Consider the following 23,466-nt stretch of genomic DNA (forward strand, 5'->3'; position numbering starts at 1 on the left):
CTCTATCAGATCTTTCCGATCCGATTTCCTCGGTGCTTTCCAGGTTTCCGCTCTCGCGGTTTCCTTTCCGGCGGTTCCGACTTTATCAGAAGTTTTTGGCCGGACTGACCGGCCACTCATTTCTGATTCATCGGGAGAGGCTTCTTCGAACTCAGAGATTCAAGAAGCAGATAGACACTCACTGTGCCGGTCCGGGGCTGAGCCCCACTTCCAGGCAACTGTTCGAATCTACCTCCCCGCAGTCGCCGTGTCAACGGCTCCCGTGGGGCGAAGAGGAGACTAGCAGTTGAACGGACGTACTCGCACATCCGCCGGTGGACGGGACGATCAAGCGGCTGTGGGGACGGTCGCGCTGCGCTCCGCCGCCTCGACGTCACCGGTCTCACCGGTACGGGCGGCACGACCGCCGAGGACGTAGACGTAGGCCAGGAAGGCCACTTCCGCGGCGATGCCGATGGTGATGCGGGCCCAGGTCGGGAGCCCTGACGGGGTGACGAAGCCTTCGATGGCTCCGGAGATGAAGAGGACCAGGGCGAGGCCGATGGCCATGCCGATGGCGGCGCGGCCCTCTTCGGCCAGCGCTGTGCGACGCGTGCGGGGTCCGGGGTCGATCAGTGTCCAGCCGAGGCGCAGGCCGGTGCCTGCAGCGACGAAGACCGCGGTGAGTTCCAGCAGACCGTGCGGGAGCACCAGGCCGAGGAAGGTGTCCAGGCGGCCGGCCGAGGACATCAGGCCGACACCGACGCCCAGGTTGAGCATGTTCTGGAAGAGGATCCACAGGACCGGGAGCCCCAGGAAGACGCCCAGGATGAGGCAGAGCGCGGCAGCCCAGGCGTTGTTCGTCCACACCTGGGCGGCGAAGCTGGCGGCCGGGTGGCTGGAGTAGTACGTCTCGTACTGGCCGCCGGGGCGGGTGAGGTCCCGGAGTTCGCTGGGGGCCGCGATGGAGGCCTGGACCTCCGGGTGGGTGCCGATCCACCAGCCGAGGAGCGCCGCGACGGCCGTGGACAGCAGGGCTGTGGGCACCCACCAGTGCCGAGCCTTGTAGACGGCGGCCGGGAAGCCGTGCGCCAGGAAACGGGTGACGTCGCGCCATGAGGCGCGGCGGGTTCCCGTCACCGCACTGCGCGCGCGTGCCACGAGCTGGCTGAGCCGGCCCGTCAGCTGCGGATCGGGGGCGCTGGACTGGATCAGGGACAGGTGGGTCGCTGCACGCTGGTAGAGGGTGACGAGTTCGTCGGCCTCGGAGCCGCTGAGGCGGCGCCGGCGGCGGAGCAGGGCTTCGAGGCGGTCCCACTCCGCACGGTGGGCGGAGACGAAGACGTCGAGGTCCATCGGTGTGCCTGCTCCTCGGCTGATCGTCGGCGGCTCGTCGTGGATCAAGCTTGTCGTACTACGGTGCGATGCTCAGCTTGGCAGACTGGGGGCTGTCGGGGGCAGGGCAGGGGAAGGGACGGCGGGCGTGAGTGAGCTGGTGACGGGCGAGGCCGTGGCGTTGGAGCTGCGGCCCGCGAGGTTGCCCAGCAGGGCGCTGGCCGTGCTGCTCGATCTTGTGGCGGCCGTGGCGGTCTACGTCGCCGTGACCATCGCGCTCGTCGCGTCGACGGCCTCGCTGGACGAGGCGGCGCAGACGGCGCTGTCGATCGCGTCGTTCGTGCTGGTGCTGGTGGGCGGCCCGATCGCCGTCGAGACGCTCAGCCACGGGCGGTCGCTCGGGAAGATGGCGTGCGGGCTGCGCGTGGTGCGGGACGACGGTGGTCCGATCCGGTTCCGCCACGCGCTGGTGCGGGGTCTGATCGGGGTGATCGAGATCCTCATGACCTTCGGGGTCGTCGCCTGCATCGCCTCGTTCGTGTCGGCCCGTGGCCGGCGGCTGGGGGACGTGTTCGCGGGGACCCTGGTCGTGCGGGAGCGGCTTCCGGTGACCCGGAGCGGCTTCGTGCCGCCCCCTCCGCCCTGGCTCGCGGGGCGGTTCGCGGAACTGGACCTGTCGGCGGTGCCGGACGGGTTGTGGCTCGCGGTCCGTCAGTACCTGACGCGCATGCACCAGCTGGATCCGCAGGTGGGCTGGTCGATGGCGCAGCGGCTGGCGTCGGATCTCGCGGGGCGTACGGGGGCGCCGGTGCCGCACGGGGTGCCGGCGGCGGCCTATCTGGCGGCGGTCGTGCAGGAGCGGCAGGTCCGGGAGACCCGGCGGGCGTTCGGCAGCGGGCCGGTCGCGCCCGCCGGGTCTCCCGGTGCGCCCGCGGCTCGGGGCGGACCCGGCGCTGCTTCCGCCGCGTCCCTGCCGCCGGTCGCGCCCGGTGCCGAGTCCTCCGCGTTCACGCCCCCGGTCCCGCCGGGTACGGCACCGGTGGCGTCCGCACCGCCCGCCGGGCCGGTTCAGCCGCCCGTCGAGCCGTCCGCTCCGCGGTCGGGCGGGGCGTCGGAGGACGCGCGGCCCGAGCGGTCCGGTACGGGATTCGTGCCGCCGGCGTAGGGGTGCCGAGCCCGAGCCGGCCGGTGGTTCAGGGGAAGACCGACGGGGGCGATTCCAGGTCCTCGAGTTCGATGCCGGGGGCGGCGAGGACCACGTCGCCGGCGATGTGCACGGCGTGCTGCTCCCCCGTGTCCAGTGCTGTGACCTGGTATTCGTCCACGATGAGGGGGGCGTTGTCAGTGGGGTGTGCTTCGCTTCTCAGCAAGGTCCAGGACTGGTCGACGGTGCGGGGGGCCAGGACCGGATCCGTGAAGGCGACGAGGCGTACGCGCGTGGCTGCGGAGGAGGGGATGAGGCGCAGGAGCCGGGCGGTGGCGACGAGGAACGCCGGGGAGGTGCCGGTGAAGGCGTGGGCGCGCACGTTGCCTTCGGTGGCCTCGGTTCCGGTGGGGTCGGTGCGGACCCAGGTGACGCCGTCGAGGGCGGCGCCGCGGACCTGCCAGGCGGCGGCGTGCAGTTCTAGGCGGAGGGGGCGGCCGAGCTCGTCGAGGGTGAGGTCGACGGAGCCGTGGTGATCGCCCGAGGGGGCGGTCAGCTGGGAGACGTAGCGCCAGCCGGAGGGGCCGGGGGCGCACTGGAAGTGTTCTTCTGCGAGGGGGGTGTGATCGTGCGGATCGTGGAGCGAATAGCGGCCGCGGGGCATGGGGGTCCTGGGTCCTGACGGGCTGGGCCGGTCATCGGCCGGTCGAACGGGGCAGGCCCCCCGGCACGGGGGTGCGGGGGGCCTGCCTCGGAGCTTCGGCTACTGGCCGGCGGTGCTGTTCCGGTCCCGGCCGAGAGCCGGCCGGGAGCGGTTCGGCAGCCGATCAGTAGCGGTAGTGGTCCGGCTTGTACGGGCCCTCGACCTGCACGCCGATGTACTCGGCCTGCTCCGGGCGCAGTTCGGTGAGCTTGACGCCGAGGGCGGCCAGGTGGAGGCGAGCGACCTTCTCGTCCAGGTGCTTGGGCAGGACGTAGACGCCGGTGGGGTACTCGTCGGGCTTGGTGAACAGCTCGATCTGGGCCAGGGTCTGGTCCGCGAAGGAGTTGGACATCACGAACGACGGGTGGCCGGTGGCGTTGCCGAGGTTGAGCAGCCGGCCCTCGGACAGGACGATGATGACCTTGCCGTCGGGGAAGGTCCAGGTGTGGACCTGCGGCTTGACCTCGTCCTTGACGATGCCGGGGATCTTCGCCAGGCCGGCCATGTCGATCTCGTTGTCGAAGTGGCCGATGTTGCCCACGATGGCCTGGTGCTTCATCTTGGCCATGTCGGAGGCCATGATGATGTCCTTGTTGCCGGTCGTGGTGATGAAGATGTCGGCCGTCTCCACGACCTCGTCCAGGGTCGTGACCTGGTAACCGTCCATCGCCGCCTGCAGGGCGCAGATCGGGTCGATCTCGGTGACGATCACCCGGGCGCCCTGCCCGCGCAGCGACTCCGCGCAGCCCTTGCCCACGTCGCCGTAACCGAAGACGACCGCGGTCTTGCCGCCGATGAGGACGTCGGTGGCGCGGTTGATGCCGTCGATCAGCGAGTGGCGGCAGCCGTACTTGTTGTCGAACTTCGACTTGGTGACCGCGTCGTTGACGTTGATCGCCGGGAACAGCAGGGTGCCCTCGCGCTGCATCTCGTACAGGCGGTGCACGCCGGTCGTGGTCTCCTCGGTCACGCCGCGGATCTCCGAGGACAGCTGGGTCCACTTCTGGGGGTTCTCGCCCAGGGTGCGGGTCAGCAGCTCGAGGATGACGCGGTGCTCGTCGGACTCGGCGGTGTCGGGCGAGGGGACCTTGCCGTCCTTCTCGTACTCGACGCCCTTGTGGACGAGGAGGGTGGCGTCACCGCCGTCGTCCAGGATCATGTTCGGGCCGCCGGTGGGGCTGTCCGGCCAGGTCAGGGCCTGCTCGGTGCACCACCAGTACTCCTGGAGCGTCTCGCCCTTCCAGGCGAAGACGGGGACGCCCTGGGGGTTGTCCACGGTGCCGTTCGGGCCGACGGCGATGGCCGCGGCGGCGTGGTCCTGGGTGGAGAAGATGTTGCAGGAGGCCCAGCGGACCTCGGCGCCGAGGGCGACCAGGGTCTCGATGAGCACGGCGGTCTGCACGGTCATGTGCAGGGAGCCGGTGACGCGGGCGCCCGCCAGGGGCTGCGCCTCGGCGTACTCCTTGCGGATCGCCATCAGGCCGGGCATCTCGTGCTCGGCGAGGGTGATCTCCTTGCGGCCGAAGTCGGCCAGGGAGAGGTCGGCGACCTTGAAGTCCTGTCGGTTCTCGACAGTCGTCATTGCGAGCTGCTCCTCGGGTTGGGTCGAGGGTGGGTACGGCTGGTCTGCGCGGCGGCGGACACAGGGGTGCCCGAAAGAGGACACAGGCATGCCCGCGTGCGCGCAGCGCAGTCCGTCGGAGGCCCTCTCTCCCTCGGCCGGTCCGCGGTGGGACCGCCCGACCGCCATCAGCAGCGACGTCTGGCTCCGTCCCAAGCTACACCGGGGGCGGGTGCGATCCCCAGTCCGCCCGCGAACACATCGAGCCGATCATGTGAGGGAGCCGGGGCGATCGGGGCCTTCCGCATCGGGCGGCGGAAGGCCGTGGGCCGGCCGGGTGCGCGGGGCGCGGGCCGTGGAACGCCGCGGGGCCCGCCGGGTGTCCGGCGGGCCCTACGGGTCGGAGGCGGTGTCGTCAGTGGTCGGTGGCGTGGGGGGCCGGGCCGCCGGGGCTGGCCTCGGGGTCGGGGCCCTTGGCCGCCTCGGTCTCGCTGTAGATGTCCGGTTCGAGGTAGATGACGCGGGCGATCGGGACGGCCTCGCGGATGCGGGCCTCGGCGGCGTCGATGGCGTGGGCGATCTCGGTGGCCGTGTCGTCGTGCCGGACGGCGATCTTCGCGGCGACGAGGAGCTCCTCGGGGCCGAGGTGCAGCGTGCGCATGTGGATGATGCGGGTGACGACGTCGCCGTCGACGACGGCGGCCTCGATCTTGCGGGTCTCCTCGGCGCCGGCGGACTCGCCGAGCAGCAGCGACTTGGTCTCGGCGGCGAGCACGAGGGCGATCAGGACGAGCAGGATGCCGATGCAGAGGGTGCCGATGCCGTCCCAGACGCTGTCGCCGGTGAGCAGGGCGAGGCCGACGCCGCCGAGGGCCAGGACGAGACCGACGAGGGCACCGAGGTCCTCCAGCAGGACGACCGGGAGCTCGGGAGCCTTGGCGTGGCGGACGAAGTCCTTCCAGGACCGGCCGCCGCGCAGGCTGTTGGACTCCTTGATGGCGGTGCGGAAGGAGAAGCCCTCGGCGATGATGGCGAAGACCAGGACGCCGACCGGCCAGTACCAGTGCGTCAGTTCGTGCGGGTGCTTGATCTTCTCGTAGCCCTCGTAGAGGGCGAACATGCCGCCGAGCGAGAAGAGGACGATGGAGACGAGGAAGGCGTAGATGTAGCGCTCGCGGCCGTAGCCGAAGGGGTGTTGCGGGGTCGCCTCCCGCTTGGCCTTCTTGCCGCCGACGAGCAGCAGCGCCTGGTTGCCGGAGTCGGCGACCGAGTGCACGGACTCGGCGAGCATCGACGACGAGCCGCTGAAGAGGAACGCCACGAACTTCGCTACCGCGATCGCGAGGTTGGCGGCCAGTGCCGCCACGATCGCCTTGGTGCCGCCTGACGCGCTCATTGGTTCGCGTTGTCCCTTCGTACGCCGTTCCAGGGCCGGGGCGCCGCCGTGATGCGACGCCCGTGGCTTTGCCCGTGCTTGACGGTGGGCCATTGTTGCAGCCCGCCGCAGCCGCGGTGGTTCAGGTCACCGGCACGGGGGGCTTCGAAACGGTCAGACGACGACGGTGGCCCGGAAGAGCGTTCCGGATCCGGACACTTCGGCCTTTTCGCCGGCCGGGACGAAGACGGAGCGGCCCGGGGCCAGTTCGTGCTCGCCCGCGCGGACGGTGCCGGCGGTGCACAGCAGGATCTGCGGGGTCGCCCGTGTGAGGTCGCGGGGGCCGCCCGCTTCGGCGAGGACGTAGCGCGAGAGGCGGAACTCGTCGATGGGCGTCTCGTAGACCTCTTCGCCGTCCGGGGCGGCCTCGGGGCGCAGCACCCCCGGGTCGGCGGCGTGGAAGCGGACGATGCGCAGGAGTTCGGGCACGTCGACGTGCTTGGGGGTCAGGCCGCAGCGCAGCACGTTGTCCGAGTTGGCCATGATCTCGACGCCGAGTCCGTCGAGGTAGGCGTGCGGGACGCCGGCGCCGAGGTAGAGGGCCTCGCCGGGCTGGAGCCGGACGTGGTTGAGCAGCATCGCGGCGATGACGCCGGGGTCACCGGGGTAGTGGTGGGCGATGTCGGCGTACGGGGCGTAGGCGCCGCCGAGGCGGGTGCAGGCGGCTGCGGCCTCCTCGACGGTGCGGGTCATCTCCTCGCGGTCGGCGGTGAGGATCGCCGTGAGGACCTCGCGCAGGGCGGCGTCCTCGGGGTGGGCGTGCAGCAGGTCGACGTAGGGCTTGAGGGAGTCGACGCCGAGGCCGTCGAGGAGGGCGGCGGCCTCCAGGGGGGCGCGGAAGCCGCACAGGCCGTCGAACTCGGTGAGGGCGCAGATGAGTTCGGGCTTGTGGTTGGCGTCCTTGTAGTTGCGGTGCGGGGCGTCGGCGGGGATGCCGCGGCGCTCCTCGTCGGCGTAGCCCTCCCTGGCCTGGGTCAGGTCGGGGTGGACCTGGAGGGAGAGGGGGGCGCTGGCGGCCAGGAGCTTCAGCAGGAACGGCAGGCGGGGGCCGAACCGGGCGACGGCGGCGGCGCCGAGTTCCTTCTCGGGGTCGGCGTCGATGACGTCGGCGAGGGTGCCCCGTGCGGTGCGCGAGGGGGCGCCCGGGTGGGCGCCCATCCACATCTCCGCCTGCGGTTCGCCGGTCGGTTCGGTGCCGAGCAGCTGCGGGATGGCCGTCGGGGAGCCCCAGGCGTAGGGGCGGACGGTGTTGTCGAGGCGGTCCATGGCGTTCTCTCTGCGTGTACGGGCGTGCGGGCGCGAGGGACGTCCCCGGCGTCAGGGCGTCCCGGGCAAGATCAGGCCCTCGAGGCGAGCGCCAGGTAAACCGCGGCGAAATCCGTCATGGCGATCAGTTCCGCGAGGGTCTCCAGTTCGCCGCCCGGCTCGGGTTCGAGTTCGCTGATCGGCGTGTCGTGGCTGAGGGCGAGTTCCCGGGCGCCGGGGGCCGCGGTGAGGCCGCCGATGGGGCGGTCGCGCAGGAGCACCACGCGCGCGTGCAGGGCGGGCGGTTCCTCGACGCGGTCGCGGAAGAAGTCGTCCGGGTCGGCGCTGGCGGCGAGTGGGCCGGCCAGCAGCGCGCTGTGGGCGGCGAGGGCCTCGGGGAGCTCGGCGACCATGGCGGGGGCGCCGGACAGTTCGGCGAGGGCCGCGGCGAAGCGGCGGCCGGCGGGACCGGCCGAGACGCCCTCGGTCCACACCAGGGGCAGCGCGTCGGCGAGTTCGGTGGCCAGGGTCTTGGCGGGGTTGCTGTAGGTGGCGATGGCGGGGCCGCAGCGTTCGGCGACGCGGTCGAGGCGGTCGGCGACCTTGGCGAGGGCGTCCGGCGGGGCTTCGAGCAGGCCGGTGCGGTCCAGCAGCGCGAGGAGCGGGGTGAGCAGGGCCCACAGCACGCCGGGGGCGGACGCGGCGAGCGGCTCGTCCTGGTCGTAGGGCGCGGTCGCCATGGGGACGAACAGGCCGTGCGAGCCGTTGACGGCGTCGGCGAGCGGGGAGCCGGCCGGTGCCACGGCGACGACGGTGCAGCCGCGGCGGTAGGCCTGCTCGGCCAGCAGGGACAGGCCCGGTTCGGAGCCGTCCGGTGTGGTGATGAGCAGCAGGTCCACCGAGCCGGTCCAGCCGGGCAGTTCCCAGCGCAGGGCGCCCGCGGCGGGGGCGACGCCCGTGGGGGCCAGCCGGGTGACGGGGCTGCCGGCGGCGGCGAGGGTGCCGAGGAGGTCGGCCGCGTGGGTGGCGGCGGCGCCCGGCCCGGCGATCAGGACCGCGCGGGGGCGGCCGTCGGGCTTGAGGTCGTTGATGCCGGCCTCGGCGGAGTGGCGGGCCGCCGTGCGCACCCGCGCGCCGGCTTCGGCCGCGCCGCGGAGCAGTCCGCGGCGGTCCGCCTCGGCGAGGGCGTCCGGGTTGTCGAGCAGCGATTCGTCGAGCATGGGGCGGCAGCCTCCGATCGCCGGGGTCTGTGGGATGTCGTCCTACGTCGATGCCCGCCGTGCCGGGACGTCATGTGCTCCGCGGACCGCGAAGGTGCGCCCCGTGGCCGTCAGGCGGGGCGGCGGGCCTCGTCGACGAGGAGGACGGGGATGCCGTCGCGGACGGGGTAGGCCAGGCCGCAGCTGTCGTCGGTGCAGACCAGCTCGCTGTCCTGCTCCCGGAGCGGGGCGTGGCAGGCCGGGCAGGCGAGGATGTCGAGGAGGCCGGATTCGAGGGGCATGGAGGTTCCTTCGCGGTGCGGGCGCATGGGTCGTGCCTGGTCAGATTACCGCCGCGGGGGGCGGGGCCTCAGCCCCTGATGATCCCGAGGACCTCGTCCCGCACCCGGGCCATCGTCTGCGGGTCCCTCGCCTCGGCGTTCAGCCGGAGGAGCGGTTCGGTGTTGGAGGGGCGGACGTTGAACCACCAGTCGGCGGCGGAGACCGTCAGACCGTCGAGCTCGTCCAGGGTGACGCCCTCGCGGGTCGCGTACGCGGAGCGGACGGCGGCGAGGCTGGCCCGCTGGTCGGCGACGGTGGAGTTGATCTCGCCCGAGCCGGTGTAGCGGTCGTACTCGGCCACGAGGGACGACAGCGGGGCGTCCTGGCCGCCGAGGGCCGCCAGGACGTGCAAGGCCGCCAGCATGCCCGTGTCGGCGTTCCAGAAGTCGCGGAAGTAGTAGTGGGCGGAGTGCTCGCCGCCGAAGAGGGCACCGGTACGGGCCATCTCGGCCTTGATGAAGGAGTGGCCCACGCGGGTGCGGACGGGGGTGCCGCCGTGCTCGGCGACGACCTCGGGGACGGACCAGGACGTGATCAGGTTGTGGATGACGATGCCCTGGCCGCCGTTGCGGGCCAGTTCGCGGGAGGCGACGAGGGCGGTGATCGCCGACGGGGAGACGGGCTCGCCGCGCTCGTCGACGACGAAGCAGCGGTCGGCGTCGCCGTCGAAGGCCAGGCCCAGGTCGGCGCCCTCCTCGCGGACGCGCTTCTGCAGGTCGACGAGGTTGGCCGGGTCGAGGGGGTTGGCCTCGTGGTTGGGGAAGGTGCCGTCGAGCTCGAAGTACAGGGGCACCAGCGTCAGGGGCAGGCCGGCGAGGACCTCGGGGACCGTGTGCCCGCCCATGCCGTTGCCGGCGTCGACGACGACCTTCAGGGGGCGGATCGCGCCGAGGTCGACGAGGGAGCGCAGATGGGCCGCGTAGTCGGACAGCGTGTCACGGGCGCTGATGGTGCCCGTCCGGGCGGCGGCCTGCGGGGCCCCGGTCCCGCTCCAGCGCTCGACCAGTTCCCGGATGTCGGCCAGGCCGGTGTCCTGGCCGACGGGGGCGGCGCCCGCGCGGCACATCTTGATGCCGTTGTACTGCGCGGGGTTGTGCGAGGCGGTGAACATGGCGCCGGGCAGGTCCAGCGCGCCCGAGGCGTAGTACAGCTGGTCGGTCGAGCACAGGCCGATCTCCGTCACGTCGGCGCCCTGCGCCGCGGCCCCGCGGGCGAAGGCCCGTGACAGGCCGGGTGAGGAGGGCCGCATGTCGTGCCCGGTCGTGATGGCGCTCGCTCCGGTGACCTGGACGAAGGCCGCTCCGAAGAGTTCGGCCAGGGACTCGTCCCACTGGTCGGGGACGACCCCGCGTACGTCGTACGCCTTGACGACCTGCGACAGATCAGCAGCCACGCCCCGCCTCTTCCTGGAAAGTCCACTCGGGCGGTCCAACCTACCCGCACCGCCGCGTGGGCCTTGAGCCGGACACCGCCGGGCAGGAACGACCGGCAGGGGCGGGGTCGCGAGCAGGGGGGAGCCGCGGCCAGGGCGGACAGGCCGAGCCAGCCGCCGACGGGCGCCGGTTCCTGGACGTACGCGGACGCCTCACCGGTGTCCGCCGAGCGAAAGCGATTTCTCGCCGCTGCGGAACGGACGGGTCACGTCCGCGCCGGGGGCGCGTCGACGGGTGGGTGTGCGGAGAAACCGGGAGCGGCGCGGCGCGGCGCGGTCAGTTGTCGGGCGAACGCAGGACCCGCAGGTGACCGCGCCGGGCGACCTCCATCGGGTCGGCCGCGCGCCCCCCGCCGCCGGCTCCGGCCGCCCGCTCCTGGGGGCGGGCCGCCTCGCGCACGGCGTTGGCAAGCGCTTCGAGATCGTCACCGCTGGGGCGGGCCGGCGCCGAGCCGTCGAGGAGCCGGACGACCTCCCAGCCGCGCGGGGCGGTGAGGCGCTCGGAGTGCTCGGCGCACAGGTCGTAGCAGTGGGGTTCGGCGTAGGTGGCGAGCGGGCCGAGGACCGCGGTCGAGTCGGCGTAGACGTACGTCAGCGTCGCGACGGCGGGACGGCCGCAGGCGGTGCGCGAACAGCGACGTACAGGGCTCACGACGTTGGACGGTACCGCACTCTTGAGCGGGCCGCGACGACTCTCCACCAGGTCACTCCACCGTGTCGTGGCGTGAAACGCCCCACACACCCCTTCGAGTGCACCTTACCGACTGCTCGGGCCCTCCCGCACCCGGCCTGGGACAGCTCCACGAGCGGTCAAAAGTCAGCATAAAGAGGTCAATTGCCGCGAAGTTCTCGGTCTCATCGAGAGGCGGGAGCGAACCCGAGCTTGGCTTGAACGGTCATGTGACGACATGCCGTGCGAGGCGGCCGGAACCCGCCCCGGCAGCCCCGCCGTGCCGGGCACGCGGGCCCCGCGGGGACTACCCTTCACCAGTGATGGACAAGCCCGTAGCCCCCCGCACCGCCGCCCCCGGGCCCCGCCGCCGTGATCGGCACGGCCGGGGCATGCGCGGGCCGATCGCACCCCCGCAGGTGCCGCTCGCCGCGAGTCGCGCGGAGGCGTTCGCGGATCTGGTGCAGGACTCCGTGGAGCGCCTGGAGCGGCGGTGGCCGCAGCTCGCCGACATCGATTTCCTGGTCCTGGAGGTGCCCCGGCTCGACGGGCCCGGCCAGGCCTGGCACGACGAGGCGGTTCCGCTCGGCGGGACGGTCGGCGCGCGCGAGGGGCGCCCCGCACGCGTGGTGATCTACCGGCGGCCGGTGGAGATCCGCACCAAGGGGCGGGACGAGCGGGCGGCGCTGGTGCACGAGGTCGTCGTCGAGCAGGTCGCCGAGCTGCTGGGACTCACACCGGAGACCGTGGACCCGCGCTACGGCGAGGACCAGGGCTGACCCCGCCGCCGGCCGGCCGGACCGTCAGGGCGGGCCGGGCCGGCAGACCGATCCGGCCGGTGCGGCCTAGTCCAGCAGCACCGACAGGTCCTGCTCCGCCCGCGGCACCGCGACCGTGCCCCGGTCGTCCGGGAGGACCTGCACGGTGAAGGCCGGGACGCCGTCCCGCGCGGCCGACAGCGTGCGGGCGCCGTGGACCGGCCCGCCGGAGACCGGCTCGACGGTCAGCGCGTAGGTGCCCTTCAGGCCGCCGGGGACCGGGGGCTCGATGTCCTGGGTGGTGCCCGCCTTGATCGTGTACGTCTTGGACACCGGGGTGCCGCCCCCGCTGCCCGCCGAGGCCGTGACCTCGACGGTGGCGGCGCGGCCGGGAGCGGTCAGGGACAGGGTGCTGCCCTTGGCGCCGTTGGCCGGGGCCGTCGCGCGCGTGCCGACGGGGCGGGTGGCCGGGATGAACGCCGTCTCCTTCCGGTCCCCCTTGCCGCGCACGACACGCAGGGCCGCGACGACCGGCACCGACTGCTGGGTCGGCGTCAGCACCAGGGAGCCCGGCTCGCCGCGGGTGACGTCGCCCAGGTCCACGGCGGCGGTCATCCCGCCCTTGACGTGCACCGTCTCGTGCCCGGCCGGGGTGATCAGCCCGGACGGGGAGGCGAGGCGCACCTTCAGGTCCGCGTCGGCGTCGCCGGGGGCGAAGGCGATCAGGCGCACCTCGGTGGCGTCCTTGGGGATGCCGGGCAGGACCAGGCTGCCGGACGGGTCGGCGGACGCGGCCAGCCAGTCGCCGCCGATCTTGTCGTCCAGCGCCTGCACCGCGGCCCCGACGCGGCCGCTGCGGACGTTGACGTGCACGGTCAGGTCGGTCTGGTCCGCGTCCGCGAGGGTGGACAGCAGGACCGGTTCGCTGGAGTGCGCCGGGACGGTGATGCCCTCGCCCACCTCGGACTTCAGCAGGCCGTCCTTGCCGTAGAGCTCGATGTCGACCACGGCCGCGGCGTCGTCCGGGTTGGTCAGGTGCACGTAGTCGGTGCGCTCGGGGGATGTGGCGGCGCCCGGGAACCAGAAGTCCGTGTCCGGCGCGGTGCAGGTCACGCCCTGCAGTCCCCGGCCCGTGCCGGCCGCGACCTCCGTCGTCTCCTGGAGGGTCCAGCCGGGGGCGAAACGGCCGTCGGCGGTGCCGACCAGGGCGGGTGCGTCCGAGCCGGACGTCTCGCCGGTGACGGGCCTGCCCGGCTCCTTGGGGGTCAGCACGGGCTCGCCGGCCGCGTCCCCACTCGAGGTGCCGCCGGTCTTCTCGCCGTCCTTGCCGTCCTTGCCGTCCTCGCCCTTCCCGTCGTCCGCGGCCCCCGCGTCGGCCGACTTCGCGGCGGCCGCCCGGAGTTCGGCCTTGCCGCCGCTTCCGGCGCCCTTCGTGACGGGGGTGAAGGACGTGTAGGTGGTCTCGGCGATGTCGGACGTGCTCGGCGCGGGGCACAGCAGGCTCGTGCGCTCCACGGGCCGTTGAGCGGCCGGCTGGGCGGCGCTCTCCGTGCCCGTGGCGTCCGGGGCGGACAGCGCGGCGAATCCGGTGACGGCGGCGAGCGCGGTCGCGCCGGCGATCAGGGACAGGGTCGTGCGGTTCACTGCTGGCTCCCGTCGGGACGCTCACTGCCCGTGCCGTGGGGGTGGTGGTGCTGCTGCGCCGGGTCGTACGGCGTGCCGTAGTCCTGCGGGTACGAGGGGTCGTAGCCGGTCCGGTCGTACGGGGTGTGGCCGTACGGGGCCTGGTCGTGACCCGCCTGGGGGGTGCCGTCGTAGGCGTACGGGTCGTACTGGCCGGCCTGGTACGGGTCGGGCTGGTACTGCTGCCCGTACGGGTCCGCCGGGTACGCGGCGTCGTGGTACCGACCGTTGTCGTGGCCGCCGTACTCGTGGCCGCCGTACTCGTGGCCCGGGTGGGCCGCCGTGTCCCACTGGCCGCCCTGCTGCGGGGGCACGGCGGCGGGGGGCTGCGGGGGCGGGAAGTCGTCGGGTGCGGGGGCCTGTTCGGCCTCGGCCTCGGCCTGGGCGCGCAGCCGGCGGGCGCGGCGGCCCTCCCCGGCGGCGGCCTGGGCCGGGACGACGGGCTCCTCGGGCAGGTCGTCGTCGATGTCGCGCCGGCGGCCGGGCAGGGCGAGCACCACGAGGACGAGGGCCAGCAGTCCCTGGGCCCACAGCCAGGCGGTGTGGCCGATCGGGTCGTCGTGGGTGACGTCCAGCCTGCCGCCGGAGGCGGGGAGTTCGAAGCCCTGGGCCCAGCCGTCGACGGTGGTGGGCTTCAGGGGCTTGCCGTCGAGCGTGGCGGTCCAGCCGTCGGAGGCGGTGTCGGCCAGGCGCAGCAGGCGCCCGCCGGCCCCCGCAGGGATCGTCGTGTGGATGTCGACCGGTCCGGCGGCGACGGGCTTCGGGGTGCCGGAGCCGGCGGGGGCGACGATCACGGCCCGGGCGACCGACCGCTTGACGTGCCACAGCGCGCCGCCCTCCTGCCGGCTGAGCCGGGCCAGGCCGGGCGTGGCGTCCAGGACGCGGGTGACCTCGCGGGGCGCGCCCTGGTGGACCAGCACGTAGCCGATGGCGAAGTCGCCGAGCTGGCCGGCCTGGTCGGCTCCGGAGCCGGCGACGAGATGGGCGACGACCTTGTCGAGCGTGGCGTTGTCCCCCTGGGAGGCGGCGATCTCGGCGTCGCCGAGACGCGCACCGGAGCCGCGGACCAGTGTGTAGCGGACGTGGGCGGTGGAGTCGCTGTCGAGGACGAGGGTGCGGGCCTGGTCGCCGTTCGTGCCGCTCTCGTCGGCGACGAAGGCCGGGACCTGGACGGGGTCGCGCCGCTCCAGGGGCCCGTCGGCACCGCCGATCATCCAGCCCGCGGCGATGAGCAGCGGGCCGGCGGCGGAGGCGAAGGCGATCAGGACGGCGACCGGCTGGCGCCAGCCGAAGCTCTGCTCGGCCACGCGCGAGCGTGCCCCGTCGGCGCCGAGCGCGGCGGCCGAAAGCAGGGCGATGCCGTGGACGAGGGTCGCGGGGCCGGCCCAGGCCGTGCCGTTGGCGAGGACGGCGAAGACGAAGCCGGTCAGGGCGACCACCCAGGCCGTGCGGATGCCCAACTGGCGCTCCGCGCGCAGCAGGGCGGCCAGCGCCGCGAGGACGATGCCGAGGAGCATCAGGCCGCTGACCGTGCCGGGGCCGCCCGGGCTCGCGCCGAGCAGGTCCGTGGCGGAGGCGGCCGACGCACCGAAGTCCAGCCCGGCCTCCCGGAAGAAGCCGAACGGCAGCAGCGTCAGCGACCAGGGGGCGAGGACCAGCAGGGGGGTGCCGAGCTGGGCGAGGAAGCGCAGCCCGTAGGCCAGGACGTCGGAGCGGCGCAGGACCAGCAGTGCCAGACCGAGGACCAGCGCGACGGGCCACACGACCGGGGTGAAGGCCGTGGCGATCGTCAGCAGCAGCGCATAGGCCCAGGTGGCCCGCCAGCTGCCGCGTGTGCCGCCGCTGTGCGCGAGGCCGCCGGCCGCGACGGCCGCGCGGGCGATCAGCGGCAGCAGCACGGCGAGGACGGCGGTGCCGATGCGGCCGCCGGCGAGGGCGCCGGTGGCGGCGGGCAGGAAGGCGTAGACGACGGCCGCCCAGGCGCGCAGCAGCCGGGACTGGACCAGCGGGCGGGAGGCGAAGTAGGCGGTGACACCGGCCAGGGGCACCGAGCAGACGAGCAGGAGCGTGACGGCGAGGCCGGTCGACCCGAACAGCAGGGAGGCCAGCAGCGCCACCAGCGCGAGGTACGGCGGCGCAAAGGAGGTGCCTCCGGCGCCGACCGGGTGCCAGGCGTCCAGGTAGCGCGCCCACAGCTCCGAGGAGTCGGCCGGGGCGGGCAGCAGCGCGCCGCCCGCGAGGGCGCCGCCGCCGAGGAGCTGGCGGCAGGCGACCAGGGAGACGAGCAGCAGCACCAGGAACAGCACCGGGCCGGGCTTGCGCGCTACGCGCTTGAGCCGGGCGAACTGCTCGACCTCCAGGAAGTCGGCGTCGTCACCGCCGGGGCCGGACTCGACGGCCCCGCCGTGCCGTCCGGCCCCGGCGGTGACCTCCGGGTCGGAGCGGCCGACGAGGTCGCCGGCGACCTGCTCGACGGTGGCCCGGACGGTCGCGCCCGGCGGCGGGAACAGCGGCCGCAGCTCGTCCTTGTCGACCCGGGGCGCACCCCGGTCGCGGCGCCCGGCGAGGATCCGCTCGGGCCGCAGCAGGGTGCCCAGCAGACCGCGGATCTCGTCGACGGCCTGTCCGGGGACCTTGCCGACGAGGTAGGCGACGGTCCGCACCAGGGTGCCCAGCACGATCCGCAACAGCACCCAGGGGAGCGCGGCCGTGCGCGAGTTGACCAGGAGGGTGTAGACGGCGCCGGCCTTGTCGACCTTGTGCGGGGAGGCCGCCGTGCGGCCGACGCAGTCGACGGTGCGGCGTTCGCGGGAGGCCGCCTCGGCGTGCCGGACGACCGCCTCGGGGGCGATGAGGACGCGGTAACCGGCGCTGTGGGCGCGCCAGCACAGGTCGACGTCGTCGCGCATGAGGGGCAGGTGGCGGTCGAAGCCGCCGAGCTGCTCGAACACGTCCCGGCGGACCAGCATGCCGGCGGTGGAGACGGACAGCACGGGCCGGACGTGGTCGTGCTGGCCCTGGTCCTGCTCGCGGCGGTCCAGGCCGGTCCAGCGGCGGCCGGAGTCGGCGATGGAGACGCCGACCTCGAGCAACTGCCGCCGGTCGTACCAGCCGCGCAGCTTGGGGCCGACGACGGCGACGTCCTCGCGGCCCAGTTCGTACTCGGTGTCCACGACCCGCAGGAGCTGGGCCAGGGCGTCCGGTTCCGGGGCGCAGTCGTCGTGCAGCAGCCACAGCCATTGGACCGGCTCGCCGTGCGGCAGCTCGGGCAGGTCGTAGGCGTCGTCGCGCCAGGAGCGGGTGACCGGGTCCCAGCCGCTGGGCCGCCTCAGGTACGGCAGTTCGTCCGGGGTGAGGACGGGGGCGGTGCGGTCGCACTCCTCGACGGCCTGGCCGAAGCCGGTGCGGCGGGCCAGGTGCAGCACCCGGTCGGCGCCGAGGGCGTCGGTGACCAGCTCGGCGGAGGCGTCGGCGCTGCCGGTGTCGGCGCCCATCGCGTACTGCACGGGGCGCTCCTGGCCGAGCAGCCCGGCCAAGGCGTCGGGCAGCCAGCGGGCACCGTCATGGGAGACGAGGACCGCGGTGACCACGTGGCGCGGGAACTCGGGTGTGTGGGCCGGGTCGAACGCGGCTGAGGCAGCGGTGTCGTGAGGAGCTGCCGGGTGGCTGTGCACGGACATCGAGGTACGGGCCCCGGTTCGCTGGACTGTGGTGGACGCCCGCGACCGGTGGGGGCTGCGGGGCGTCTCGGACGAGCGACCACACTATCGGCTGCGCAACACGGCGGCCCGCCGCCTGTGGACAACCCACGGGCAACGGGCCGTTCGGACAACGGGGGCGGGTCAGACGGCCGCCTTCTTCAGCCGGCGGCGCTCACGCTCGGACAGCCCGCCCCAGATGCCGAAGCGTTCGTCGTTGGCGAGGGCGTACTCGAGGCATTCGGAGCGGACCTCACAGGCGAGGCAGACCTTCTTGGCCTCCCGGGTCGAGCCGCCCTTCTCGGGGAAGAAGGACTCGGGGTCGGTCTGGGCGCACAGTGCGCGCTCCTGCCAGCCGAGTTCCTCGTCCGCGTCGTCGACCAGCAGTTGCTGCACCGTCTCGGTCATGTGCGCCCCTCGTCTGTCTTCTCGCGTCCCCGTGATCTAGCCGTTACCGATTCCGGCTGAACGACACGAGTGAAATTACAAGTGTGCTGCTCCGGGCGAGTCAAGCTGAGATCTGCTATTGGGCCCCTGATTCACTCTGCGGAACCAAGCCCTTGCGGTAAGTGTTCAAATCACCATAAAACCTGACACACCGACAGGGCCCCGGAGGGCCCTGTCGTCCGCCGGACCCCTCGCAGATCTCTACGGGGAAGGACGCCCAGTCGTTCGACCTCGTTCCGACGCACGCCCCGAAGCGAACGGGATCACATTCGGATCACGAGTACGCAACGGGGTTTGTGCGCCCGGATGGACGCCATGTGTCCCGGGTGGGGCATGGACAAACCTTTCATCGGAGAGATCGACCGGATGAGGTGAACCTCATCCCACATACCGGGTGCCGAGTTGACAGTGGGGGTGTGAACCGGTGTCCTAGTGGGCATGCTCGCGAACTTGGCATCCACCTCGACCCGCACCGCCGGGTCCCATGGTGCTGCCCGCGTTCGCTGTAGCTGTTGCTGTCGCGGCTGTTGAGCCCAACGCGCTCCGGCTGCCGCCGGGTCACCCACGACCCGGCCGCTGTTCCCTCCGCTCCCACCAGGGCACTCCTGTCGCCGCCCGCGATCCGGGCACAGGCGGCGCGACCCCCCACCGACCTCCACTCCCGCCGAGGAACCACCGCACCCCATGAACAGCGACAGCGACCTCCAGATCGCCGGCGACATCCTCGAAGTCCAGCACCTCCTGCAGGCCCCGCGCGAGCACCCGGCGACCGTCGCCGAGTTCGCCGGACTGGCCCGCTCCCTCGCCGCCGACACCTCCCAGTGGGAGCACCTCGTCCGCTACGACGCGACCAGCCGCTGGTACCACCGCCTGCGCACCGGCCCCGGCTACGAGGTGTGGCTGCTGTCCTGGGTGCCCGGGCAGGGCAGCGGGCTGCACGACCACGGCCGCTCCTCCGGAGTGCTGACCGTGCTGCGGGGGGCGCTGACGGAGCGCACGGAACGGGGCACGCGCGCCTTGCGGGCGGGCGCCCAGCGCGTGTTCGCGCCCGGGTACGTGCACGAGGTGGTGAACGACGCGCTGGAGCCCGCCGTGAGCCTGCACGTGTACCACCCGGGGCTGACGGAGATGCCGATGCACACCGCGCCGCACTGCGAGGCCCGGAGCGTACCGGGCGGCGTCACCGCCTGACGGGGGCGGCCGCCGAGGGCCGGGGGGTGCCCGGTGGCCATGGCCGGCGGACCGCTGCCGCGGTCGCCTGCGAGACTTGCCCCATGCGCATTGTGGTTCTGGCAGGCGGCATCGGTGGTGCCCGGTTCCTGCGCGGTCTGAAGCGGGCCGTGCCCGACGCGGACATCACGGTCATCGGCAACACCGGGGACGACATCCACCTCTTCGGGCTGAAGGTCTGCCCGGACCTGGACACGGTGATGTACACGCTCGGCGGCGGCATCAACGAGGAGCAGGGCTGGGGGCGCGCCGACGAGACCTTCCACCTCAAGGAGGAACTCGGGGCGTACGGCGTCGGGCCCGACTGGTTCGGCCTGGGCGACCGGGACTTCGCCACGCACATCGTGCGGACACAGATGCTGGGCGCCGGTTACCCGCTGAGCGCGGTGACCGAGGCGCTGTGCGACCGGTGGCGGCCGGGCGTGAAGCTGATCCCCATGTCGGACGACCGCGTCGAGACGCACGTGGCCGTCGAGATCGACGGCGAGCGCAAGGCGATCCACTTCCAGGAGTACTGGGTGCGGCTGCGCGCCTCCGTGGCCGCCGAGGCGGTCGTGCCGGTGGGCGCCGACCAGGCCAAGCCCGCGCCGGGCGTGCTGGAGGCCATCGCCTCGGCGGACGTGATCCTCTTCCCGCCGTCCAACCCCGTCGTCTCCATCGGCACGATCCTCGCCGTGCCCGGCATCCGCGAGGCCATCGCCGACGCGGGGGTGCCGGTGGTCGGCCTCTCCCCCATCGTCGGCGACGCACCGGTGCGGGGCATGGCCGACAAGGTGCTCGCCGCCGTGGGCGTCGAGTCGACGGCGACGGCCGTCGCCGAGCACTACGGCTCGGGCCTGCTGGACGGCTGGCTCGTCGACACGGTGGACGCGGGAGCGGTGGAGGCGGTCGAGGCGGCCGGGATCCGCTGCCGGGCCGTGCCGCTGATGATGACCGACGCGGACGCCACCGCCCGTATGGCCCGGGAGGCACTGGACCTGGCGGAGGAGGTGCGCGGCGCGTGAGCGGCGGTGAGCGGGGCGCCGCCGGGTACCGCGTGTGGGCCCCGGCCGGGCTGCCCGAGGTGACGCCCGGGGACGATCTGGCCAAGCTGATCGCGGCCGCCGAGCCGGCGCTGGCCGACGGCGACGTGCTGCTCGTCACCTCGAAGATCGTGTCCAAGGCCGAGGGCCGGATCGTCCGGGCGGACGACCGGGAGGCCGCGATCGACGCCGAGACGGTCCGGGTGGTCGCCCGGCGCGGCGCCCTGCGCATCGTGGAGAACCGGCAGGGCCTGGTCATGGCCGCCGCCGGGGTCGACGCCTCCAACACCCCCGCAGGAACCGTACTGTTGCTGCCCGAGGACCCGGACGCCTCCGCCCGGGCGATCCGCGACGGGCTGCGGGACGCGCTCGGGGTGGACGTCGGCGTCGTCGTCACCGACACGTTCGGGCGGCCCTGGCGGGCCGGGCTCACCGACGTCGCCATCGGCGCGGCGGGCGTGCGCGTCCTGGACGACCTGCGCGGCGGCACGGACGCGCACGGCAACCCGCTCAGCGCCACCGTCGTCGCCACGGCCGACGAACTCGCCGCCGCGGGCGACCTGGTCAAGGGCAAGGCGGCGGGCCGGCCCGTCGCCGTGGTGCGCGGGCTGTCCCACGTCGTGGCCGACGGCGACGAGCAGGGGGCACGGGCCATGGTCCGCGGCGCCCGGGACGACATGTTCCGCCTGGGCACCTCCGAGGCGGTCCGGCTGGCCGTGACGCTGCGCCGCACGGTGCGGGCGTTCACCGACGAGCCCGTGGACCCCGCCGCCGTACGGCGGGCCGTGGCCGCGGCCGTGACGGCGCCCGCCCCGCACCACACCACGCCGTGGCGGTTCGTGCTGCTGGAGTCGCGGGAGTCGCGGTCCCGGCTGCTGGACGCCATGCGGGACGCCTGGATCGCCGACCTGCGGCGGGACGGGAAGACGGAGGAGTCCATCGCCCGGCGCGTCCGGCGCGGCGACGTCCTGCGCAACGCGCCCTGCCTCGTCGTGCCCTGCCTCGTCATGGACGGCGCGCACCACTACGGCGACGCCCGCCGGGACGGCGCCGAGCGTGAGATGTTCGTGGTCGCCGCCGGGGCGGGCGTGCAGAACTTCCTGGTCGCGCTCGCCGGTGAGCGGCTGGGCTCGGCGTGGGTGTCCTCGACGATGTTCTGCCGCGACGTGGTGCGCGAGGCCCTGGACCTGCCGGGCGACTGGGACCCGATGGGGGCGGTGGCGGTCGGGCATCCGGCGGGGGAACCGCCCGAGCGGCCCGAGCGGGACGCGGAGGCGTTCATCGAGGTGCGGTGATCAGGGCCGGGAGGGGCCTACCCTCGTAGGGCCCCCCGGCACCGGCACTCGCACCCAGGGACTTCACCGATGGCAGGACGATTCGCCCCCCGGCCCACCCGCACATCCGTGCGCGGTGGCCATGTCGCCGTGGGCGGGGGCGTGCCGCGGCAGGCCGCGGGGCCGGGGCGGGTACGGGACTGGGTGCCCGACGGGCCGCTCGACCTGGGGCTGGTGCTCGGGCCGCTGCGGCGCGGGCCCGGGGACCCGACGTTCCGCGCGACGCCGGACGGCTCGGTGTGGCGCGCCACTCTCACCCCGGCCGGACCGGGCACGCTGCGGGTGTGCGCCCACGGCGGCGGGGTGCGCGGGCAGGCCTGGGGACCCGGGGCCGAGTGGCTGCTGGAGCGGATGCCGGAGCTGCTCGGGGCCGCGGACGAACCGTCGGCCTTCGTGCCGCGGCACCGGCTGCTGGCGACGGCACGGCACCGGCGGCCCGGGCTGCGGCTGACGCGCAGCGGGCTGGTGCTGGAGTCGCTGATCCCGTCGATCCTGGAGCAGAAGGTCACCACGGACGAGGCGTACCGGGCGTGGCGGCTGCTGGTCCGCCGCTACGGCGAGCCCGCGCCCGGCCCCGCGCCGGAGCGCATGTACGTGATGCCGGCGCCCCGCACCTGGGCGCTGATCCCGTCGTGGGAGTGGCACCGCGCGGGCGTCGACAACAAGCGGGCGTCGACGATCCTGCGCGCCGTGCGGGTCGCCGCGCGGCTGGAGCAGACGGTGGGGATGGAGCCCGCCGCCGCCCGGGCACGGCTGGAGCTGGTGTCGGGGATCGGGCCGTGGACCTCGGCCGAGACGGTGCAGCGCAGCCACGGGGCGGCGGACGAGGTGACCGTCGGCGACCTGCACCTGCCCGGCATCGTGGGCTGGGCGCTGGCCGGGGACCGGGACGCGGACGACGCGGTGATGCTGGAGCTGCTCGCACCGTACGCGGGCCAGCGGCACCGGGCGGCCCGGCTGATCCTGCTGAGCGGACGGGTCCCGGCGCGCCGGGCGCCGAAGATGCCCCGGTGGGACATCGGGCGGTTGTGAGGCGCGCCGGACGGGGCGGCCGGGCCGCCCCGTCGCACGAGCGGCCTACTGGTCCGAGGAGAAGCGCACCGCGCCCGCCGGGATGCGGGCGTCGCACCATATGCGGGCGCCTTCGAGCAGCTCGTTGTCGGCGCCGATCACCGCGCCGTCGCCGATGACCGTGCCGGTGAGGACCGAGCGCTCGCCCACGCGGGCCCGGGTGCCGATCAGCGAGTCGGTGACGACGGCTCCCGGCTCGATCACCGCGCCCGGCAGGATCGTGCTGCCGAAGACCCGCGCGCCCTCCGCGACGAACGCGCCCTCGCCCACCACCGTGCCGCCGGACAGCTTCGCGTCGGAGGCGACGTGGGCCGTCGGCAGCACCAGGCGGTCGCCGCAGCGGCCCGGGACGGCGGGCGACGGGGCCCGGCCCAGGACCAGGTCGGCGGAGCCGCGCACGAAGGCGGCCGGCGTGCCCAGGTCGAGCCAGTAGGTGGAGTCGACCATGCCCTGGAGGTGGGCGCCCGCGGCCAGCAGGTCGGGGAAGGTCTCCCGCTCCACCGACACCGGCCGGCCCTGCGGGATCGTGTCGATCACCGAGCGGCGGAAGACGTAGGCCCCCGCGTTGATCTGGTCGGTGACGATCTCCTCCGGCGTCTGCGGCTTCTCCAGGAACGCCAGCACCCTGCCCGTGTCGTCCGTGGGGACCAGGCCGTAGGCGCGCGGGTCGGTGACCTTGGTGAGGTGCAGGGAGATGTCCGCGCCCGAGGTCGCGTGGGCGTCGACCAGGGCGCGGATGTCGAGGCCGGTGAGGATGTCGCCGTTGAAGATCAGGACCGGGTCGTCGGGGCCGGAGTGCAGCCGGGAGGCGACGTTGCGGATGGCTCCGCCGGTGCCGAGCGGCTCCTCCTCCGTGACGTACTCCAGGTGCAGGCCGAGCGCGGAGCCGTCGCCGAAGTAGGGCTCGAAGACCTCGGCCAGGTAGGACGTGGCGAGGACGATGTGCTCGACGCCCGCCGCTCTCGCTCTGGCCAGCTGGTGCGTGAGGAAGGGCACCCCGGCCGCCGGGACCATGGGTTTGGGCGTGTGCACCGTGAGCGGGCGCAACCGGGTGCCCTTGCCGCCGACCAGGAGGATCGCTTCTGTCACGTGTCGTCTCTGCTTCCTGCCGGGACCGGCCGAACTGTCTTTCGGCCGGTCAGTGTATGCAGACCGTTCCGTGGCGCCTTCGCTGGCCG

The 23,466-nt window shown here is 73.8% G+C and carries 19 protein-coding genes; 6 read left to right on the top strand and 13 right to left on the bottom strand.

From position 1 onward, the window contains the following. Positions 1 to 327 precede the first annotated feature (327 nt). Positions 328 to 1,335, bottom strand: a complete 1,008-nt coding sequence (locus ACH4C6_RS33300; RefSeq protein ID WP_398112411.1) for a stage II sporulation protein M — start codon at positions 1,333 to 1,335, stop codon at positions 328 to 330. A gap of 127 nt (positions 1,336 to 1,462) precedes the next feature. Here ACH4C6_RS33300 and ACH4C6_RS33305 point away from each other — a divergent pair, with 127 nt between their 5' ends. Then, entirely contained in the window at positions 1,463 to 2,479 is a 1,017-nt protein-coding gene (locus ACH4C6_RS33305; protein WP_398112413.1) for an RDD family protein, read from the top strand. A gap of 28 nt (positions 2,480 to 2,507) precedes the next feature. On the opposite strand, the gene ACH4C6_RS33310 is transcribed toward ACH4C6_RS33305, so the two are convergent. The 8 genes from ACH4C6_RS33310 to ACH4C6_RS33345 all read right to left on the bottom strand — a co-directional run bounded on the left by ACH4C6_RS33310 (position 2,508) and on the right by ACH4C6_RS33345 (position 11,075). Beyond that, complete coding sequence (locus ACH4C6_RS33310; RefSeq protein WP_398112414.1) at positions 2,508 to 3,122, bottom strand: hypothetical protein; 615 nt, start codon at positions 3,120 to 3,122, stop codon at positions 2,508 to 2,510. A gap of 163 nt (positions 3,123 to 3,285) precedes the next feature. Continuing rightward, entirely contained in the window at positions 3,286 to 4,743 is a 1,458-nt protein-coding gene (ahcY, locus tag ACH4C6_RS33315) for an adenosylhomocysteinase (RefSeq protein ID WP_398112415.1), read from the bottom strand. 394 nt (positions 4,744 to 5,137) lie between these two features. After that, positions 5,138 to 6,118 (bottom strand): cation diffusion facilitator family transporter, encoded by a 981-nt coding sequence (locus ACH4C6_RS33320; RefSeq protein ID WP_398112417.1) that lies wholly within the window; start codon positions 6,116 to 6,118, stop codon positions 5,138 to 5,140. A gap of 153 nt (positions 6,119 to 6,271) precedes the next feature. After that, the gene (gene manA / locus ACH4C6_RS33325) at positions 6,272 to 7,423 is read right to left on the bottom strand and encodes a mannose-6-phosphate isomerase, class I (protein ID WP_398112419.1); all 1,152 of its coding nucleotides are present in this window, start codon (positions 7,421 to 7,423) and stop codon (positions 6,272 to 6,274) included. 71 nt (positions 7,424 to 7,494) lie between these two features. Then, the gene (locus ACH4C6_RS33330; RefSeq protein WP_398112420.1) at positions 7,495 to 8,622 is read right to left on the bottom strand and encodes an SIS domain-containing protein; all 1,128 of its coding nucleotides are present in this window, start codon (positions 8,620 to 8,622) and stop codon (positions 7,495 to 7,497) included. Between the two features lie 110 nt (positions 8,623 to 8,732). Next, the gene (locus ACH4C6_RS33335; RefSeq protein WP_398112422.1) at positions 8,733 to 8,903 is read right to left on the bottom strand and encodes a Trm112 family protein; all 171 of its coding nucleotides are present in this window, start codon (positions 8,901 to 8,903) and stop codon (positions 8,733 to 8,735) included. A gap of 68 nt (positions 8,904 to 8,971) precedes the next feature. Further along, positions 8,972 to 10,336 (bottom strand): phosphomannomutase/phosphoglucomutase, encoded by a 1,365-nt coding sequence (locus ACH4C6_RS33340; RefSeq protein WP_398112423.1) that lies wholly within the window; start codon positions 10,334 to 10,336, stop codon positions 8,972 to 8,974. A gap of 316 nt (positions 10,337 to 10,652) precedes the next feature. Then, positions 10,653 to 11,075: a DUF3499 domain-containing protein gene (locus ACH4C6_RS33345; protein WP_010034669.1), complete on the bottom strand. Its 423-nt coding sequence runs from the start codon at positions 11,073 to 11,075 to the stop codon at positions 10,653 to 10,655. A 293-nt stretch (positions 11,076 to 11,368) separates the two neighbouring features. Between ACH4C6_RS33345 and ACH4C6_RS33350 the strand changes: the two genes are divergently transcribed. Then, positions 11,369 to 11,824, top strand: a complete 456-nt coding sequence (locus ACH4C6_RS33350; protein ID WP_398112425.1) for a metallopeptidase family protein — start codon at positions 11,369 to 11,371, stop codon at positions 11,822 to 11,824. Between the two features lie 66 nt (positions 11,825 to 11,890). Here the strand turns inward: ACH4C6_RS33350 and ACH4C6_RS33355 are convergent, their stop codons facing one another. The 3 genes from ACH4C6_RS33355 to ACH4C6_RS33365 form a co-directional block, all read right to left on the bottom strand. Then, positions 11,891 to 13,447, bottom strand: coding sequence for a DUF5719 family protein (locus ACH4C6_RS33355; RefSeq protein WP_398112427.1), 1,557 nt, complete (start codon positions 13,445 to 13,447; stop codon positions 11,891 to 11,893). After that, on the bottom strand, positions 13,444 to 17,166 hold the full coding sequence (locus ACH4C6_RS33360; protein WP_398112429.1) for a glycosyltransferase: 3,723 nt from the start codon (positions 17,164 to 17,166) through the stop codon (positions 13,444 to 13,446). Before ACH4C6_RS33360 ends, ACH4C6_RS33355 begins: the two co-directional genes overlap by 4 nt. 162 nt (positions 17,167 to 17,328) lie before the next feature. Further along, positions 17,329 to 17,592 carry a WhiB family transcriptional regulator gene (locus tag ACH4C6_RS33365; protein ID WP_010034659.1) on the bottom strand — a complete coding sequence of 88 codons (264 nt, stop codon included), beginning with the start codon at positions 17,590 to 17,592 and terminating at the stop codon, positions 17,329 to 17,331. A gap of 723 nt (positions 17,593 to 18,315) precedes the next feature. Here ACH4C6_RS33365 and ACH4C6_RS33370 point away from each other — a divergent pair. From ACH4C6_RS33370 to ACH4C6_RS33385, 4 genes are all read left to right on the top strand, one after another. Continuing rightward, positions 18,316 to 18,822 (top strand): cysteine dioxygenase, encoded by a 507-nt coding sequence (locus tag ACH4C6_RS33370; protein WP_398112430.1) that lies wholly within the window; start codon positions 18,316 to 18,318, stop codon positions 18,820 to 18,822. 83 nt (positions 18,823 to 18,905) lie between these two features. Beyond that, a complete protein-coding gene (cofD, locus tag ACH4C6_RS33375) occupies positions 18,906 to 19,865 on the top strand; it encodes a 2-phospho-L-lactate transferase (protein ID WP_398112432.1) in 960 nt (319 codons plus the stop codon). Beyond that, on the top strand, positions 19,862 to 21,178 hold the full coding sequence (locus ACH4C6_RS33380; RefSeq protein ID WP_398112434.1) for a coenzyme F420-0:L-glutamate ligase: 1,317 nt from the start codon (positions 19,862 to 19,864) through the stop codon (positions 21,176 to 21,178). Before cofD ends, ACH4C6_RS33380 begins: the two co-directional genes overlap by 4 nt. A gap of 69 nt (positions 21,179 to 21,247) precedes the next feature. Next, positions 21,248 to 22,249: a DNA-3-methyladenine glycosylase family protein gene (locus tag ACH4C6_RS33385; RefSeq protein ID WP_398112435.1), complete on the top strand. Its 1,002-nt coding sequence runs from the start codon at positions 21,248 to 21,250 to the stop codon at positions 22,247 to 22,249. Positions 22,250 to 22,294: 45 nt separating this feature from the next. On the opposite strand, the gene ACH4C6_RS33390 is transcribed toward ACH4C6_RS33385, so the two are convergent. After that, on the bottom strand, positions 22,295 to 23,377 hold the full coding sequence (locus tag ACH4C6_RS33390) for a sugar phosphate nucleotidyltransferase (RefSeq protein WP_398112436.1): 1,083 nt from the start codon (positions 23,375 to 23,377) through the stop codon (positions 22,295 to 22,297). Between the last annotated feature and the right edge of the window lie 89 nt (positions 23,378 to 23,466).

Source organism: Streptomyces sp. NPDC017943, assembly GCF_044328425.1.
GTDB classification, from domain to species: Bacteria; Actinomycetota; Actinomycetes; order Streptomycetales; family Streptomycetaceae; genus Streptomyces; species Streptomyces djakartensis_A.

Bases quoted from the DNA above. Each gene is read 5' to 3' on its own strand.
- ACH4C6_RS33300 (WP_398112411.1), bottom strand. From the start codon at position 1,335: ATGGACCTCGACGTCTTCGTCTCCGCCCACCGTGCGGAGTGGGACCGC.
- ACH4C6_RS33310 (WP_398112414.1), bottom strand. From the start codon at position 3,122: ATGCCCCGCGGCCGCTATTCGCTCCACGATCCGCACGATCACACCCCC.
- ahcY (WP_398112415.1), bottom strand. From the start codon at position 4,743: ATGACGACTGTCGAGAACCGACAGGACTTCAAGGTCGCCGACCTCTCC.
- ACH4C6_RS33320 (WP_398112417.1), bottom strand. From the start codon at position 6,118: ATGAGCGCGTCAGGCGGCACCAAGGCGATCGTGGCGGCACTGGCCGCC.
- manA (WP_398112419.1), bottom strand. From the start codon at position 7,423: ATGGACCGCCTCGACAACACCGTCCGCCCCTACGCCTGGGGCTCCCCG.
- ACH4C6_RS33330 (WP_398112420.1), bottom strand. From the start codon at position 8,622: ATGCTCGACGAATCGCTGCTCGACAACCCGGACGCCCTCGCCGAGGCG.
- ACH4C6_RS33335 (WP_398112422.1), bottom strand. From the start codon at position 8,903: ATGCCCCTCGAATCCGGCCTCCTCGACATCCTCGCCTGCCCGGCCTGC.
- ACH4C6_RS33350 (WP_398112425.1), top strand. From the start codon at position 11,369: ATGGACAAGCCCGTAGCCCCCCGCACCGCCGCCCCCGGGCCCCGCCGC.
- ACH4C6_RS33360 (WP_398112429.1), bottom strand. From the start codon at position 17,166: ATGTCCGTGCACAGCCACCCGGCAGCTCCTCACGACACCGCTGCCTCA.
- ACH4C6_RS33365 (WP_010034659.1), bottom strand. From the start codon at position 17,592: ATGACCGAGACGGTGCAGCAACTGCTGGTCGACGACGCGGACGAGGAA.
- ACH4C6_RS33370 (WP_398112430.1), top strand. From the start codon at position 18,316: ATGAACAGCGACAGCGACCTCCAGATCGCCGGCGACATCCTCGAAGTC.
- cofD (WP_398112432.1), top strand. From the start codon at position 18,906: ATGCGCATTGTGGTTCTGGCAGGCGGCATCGGTGGTGCCCGGTTCCTG.
- ACH4C6_RS33385 (WP_398112435.1), top strand. From the start codon at position 21,248: ATGGCAGGACGATTCGCCCCCCGGCCCACCCGCACATCCGTGCGCGGT.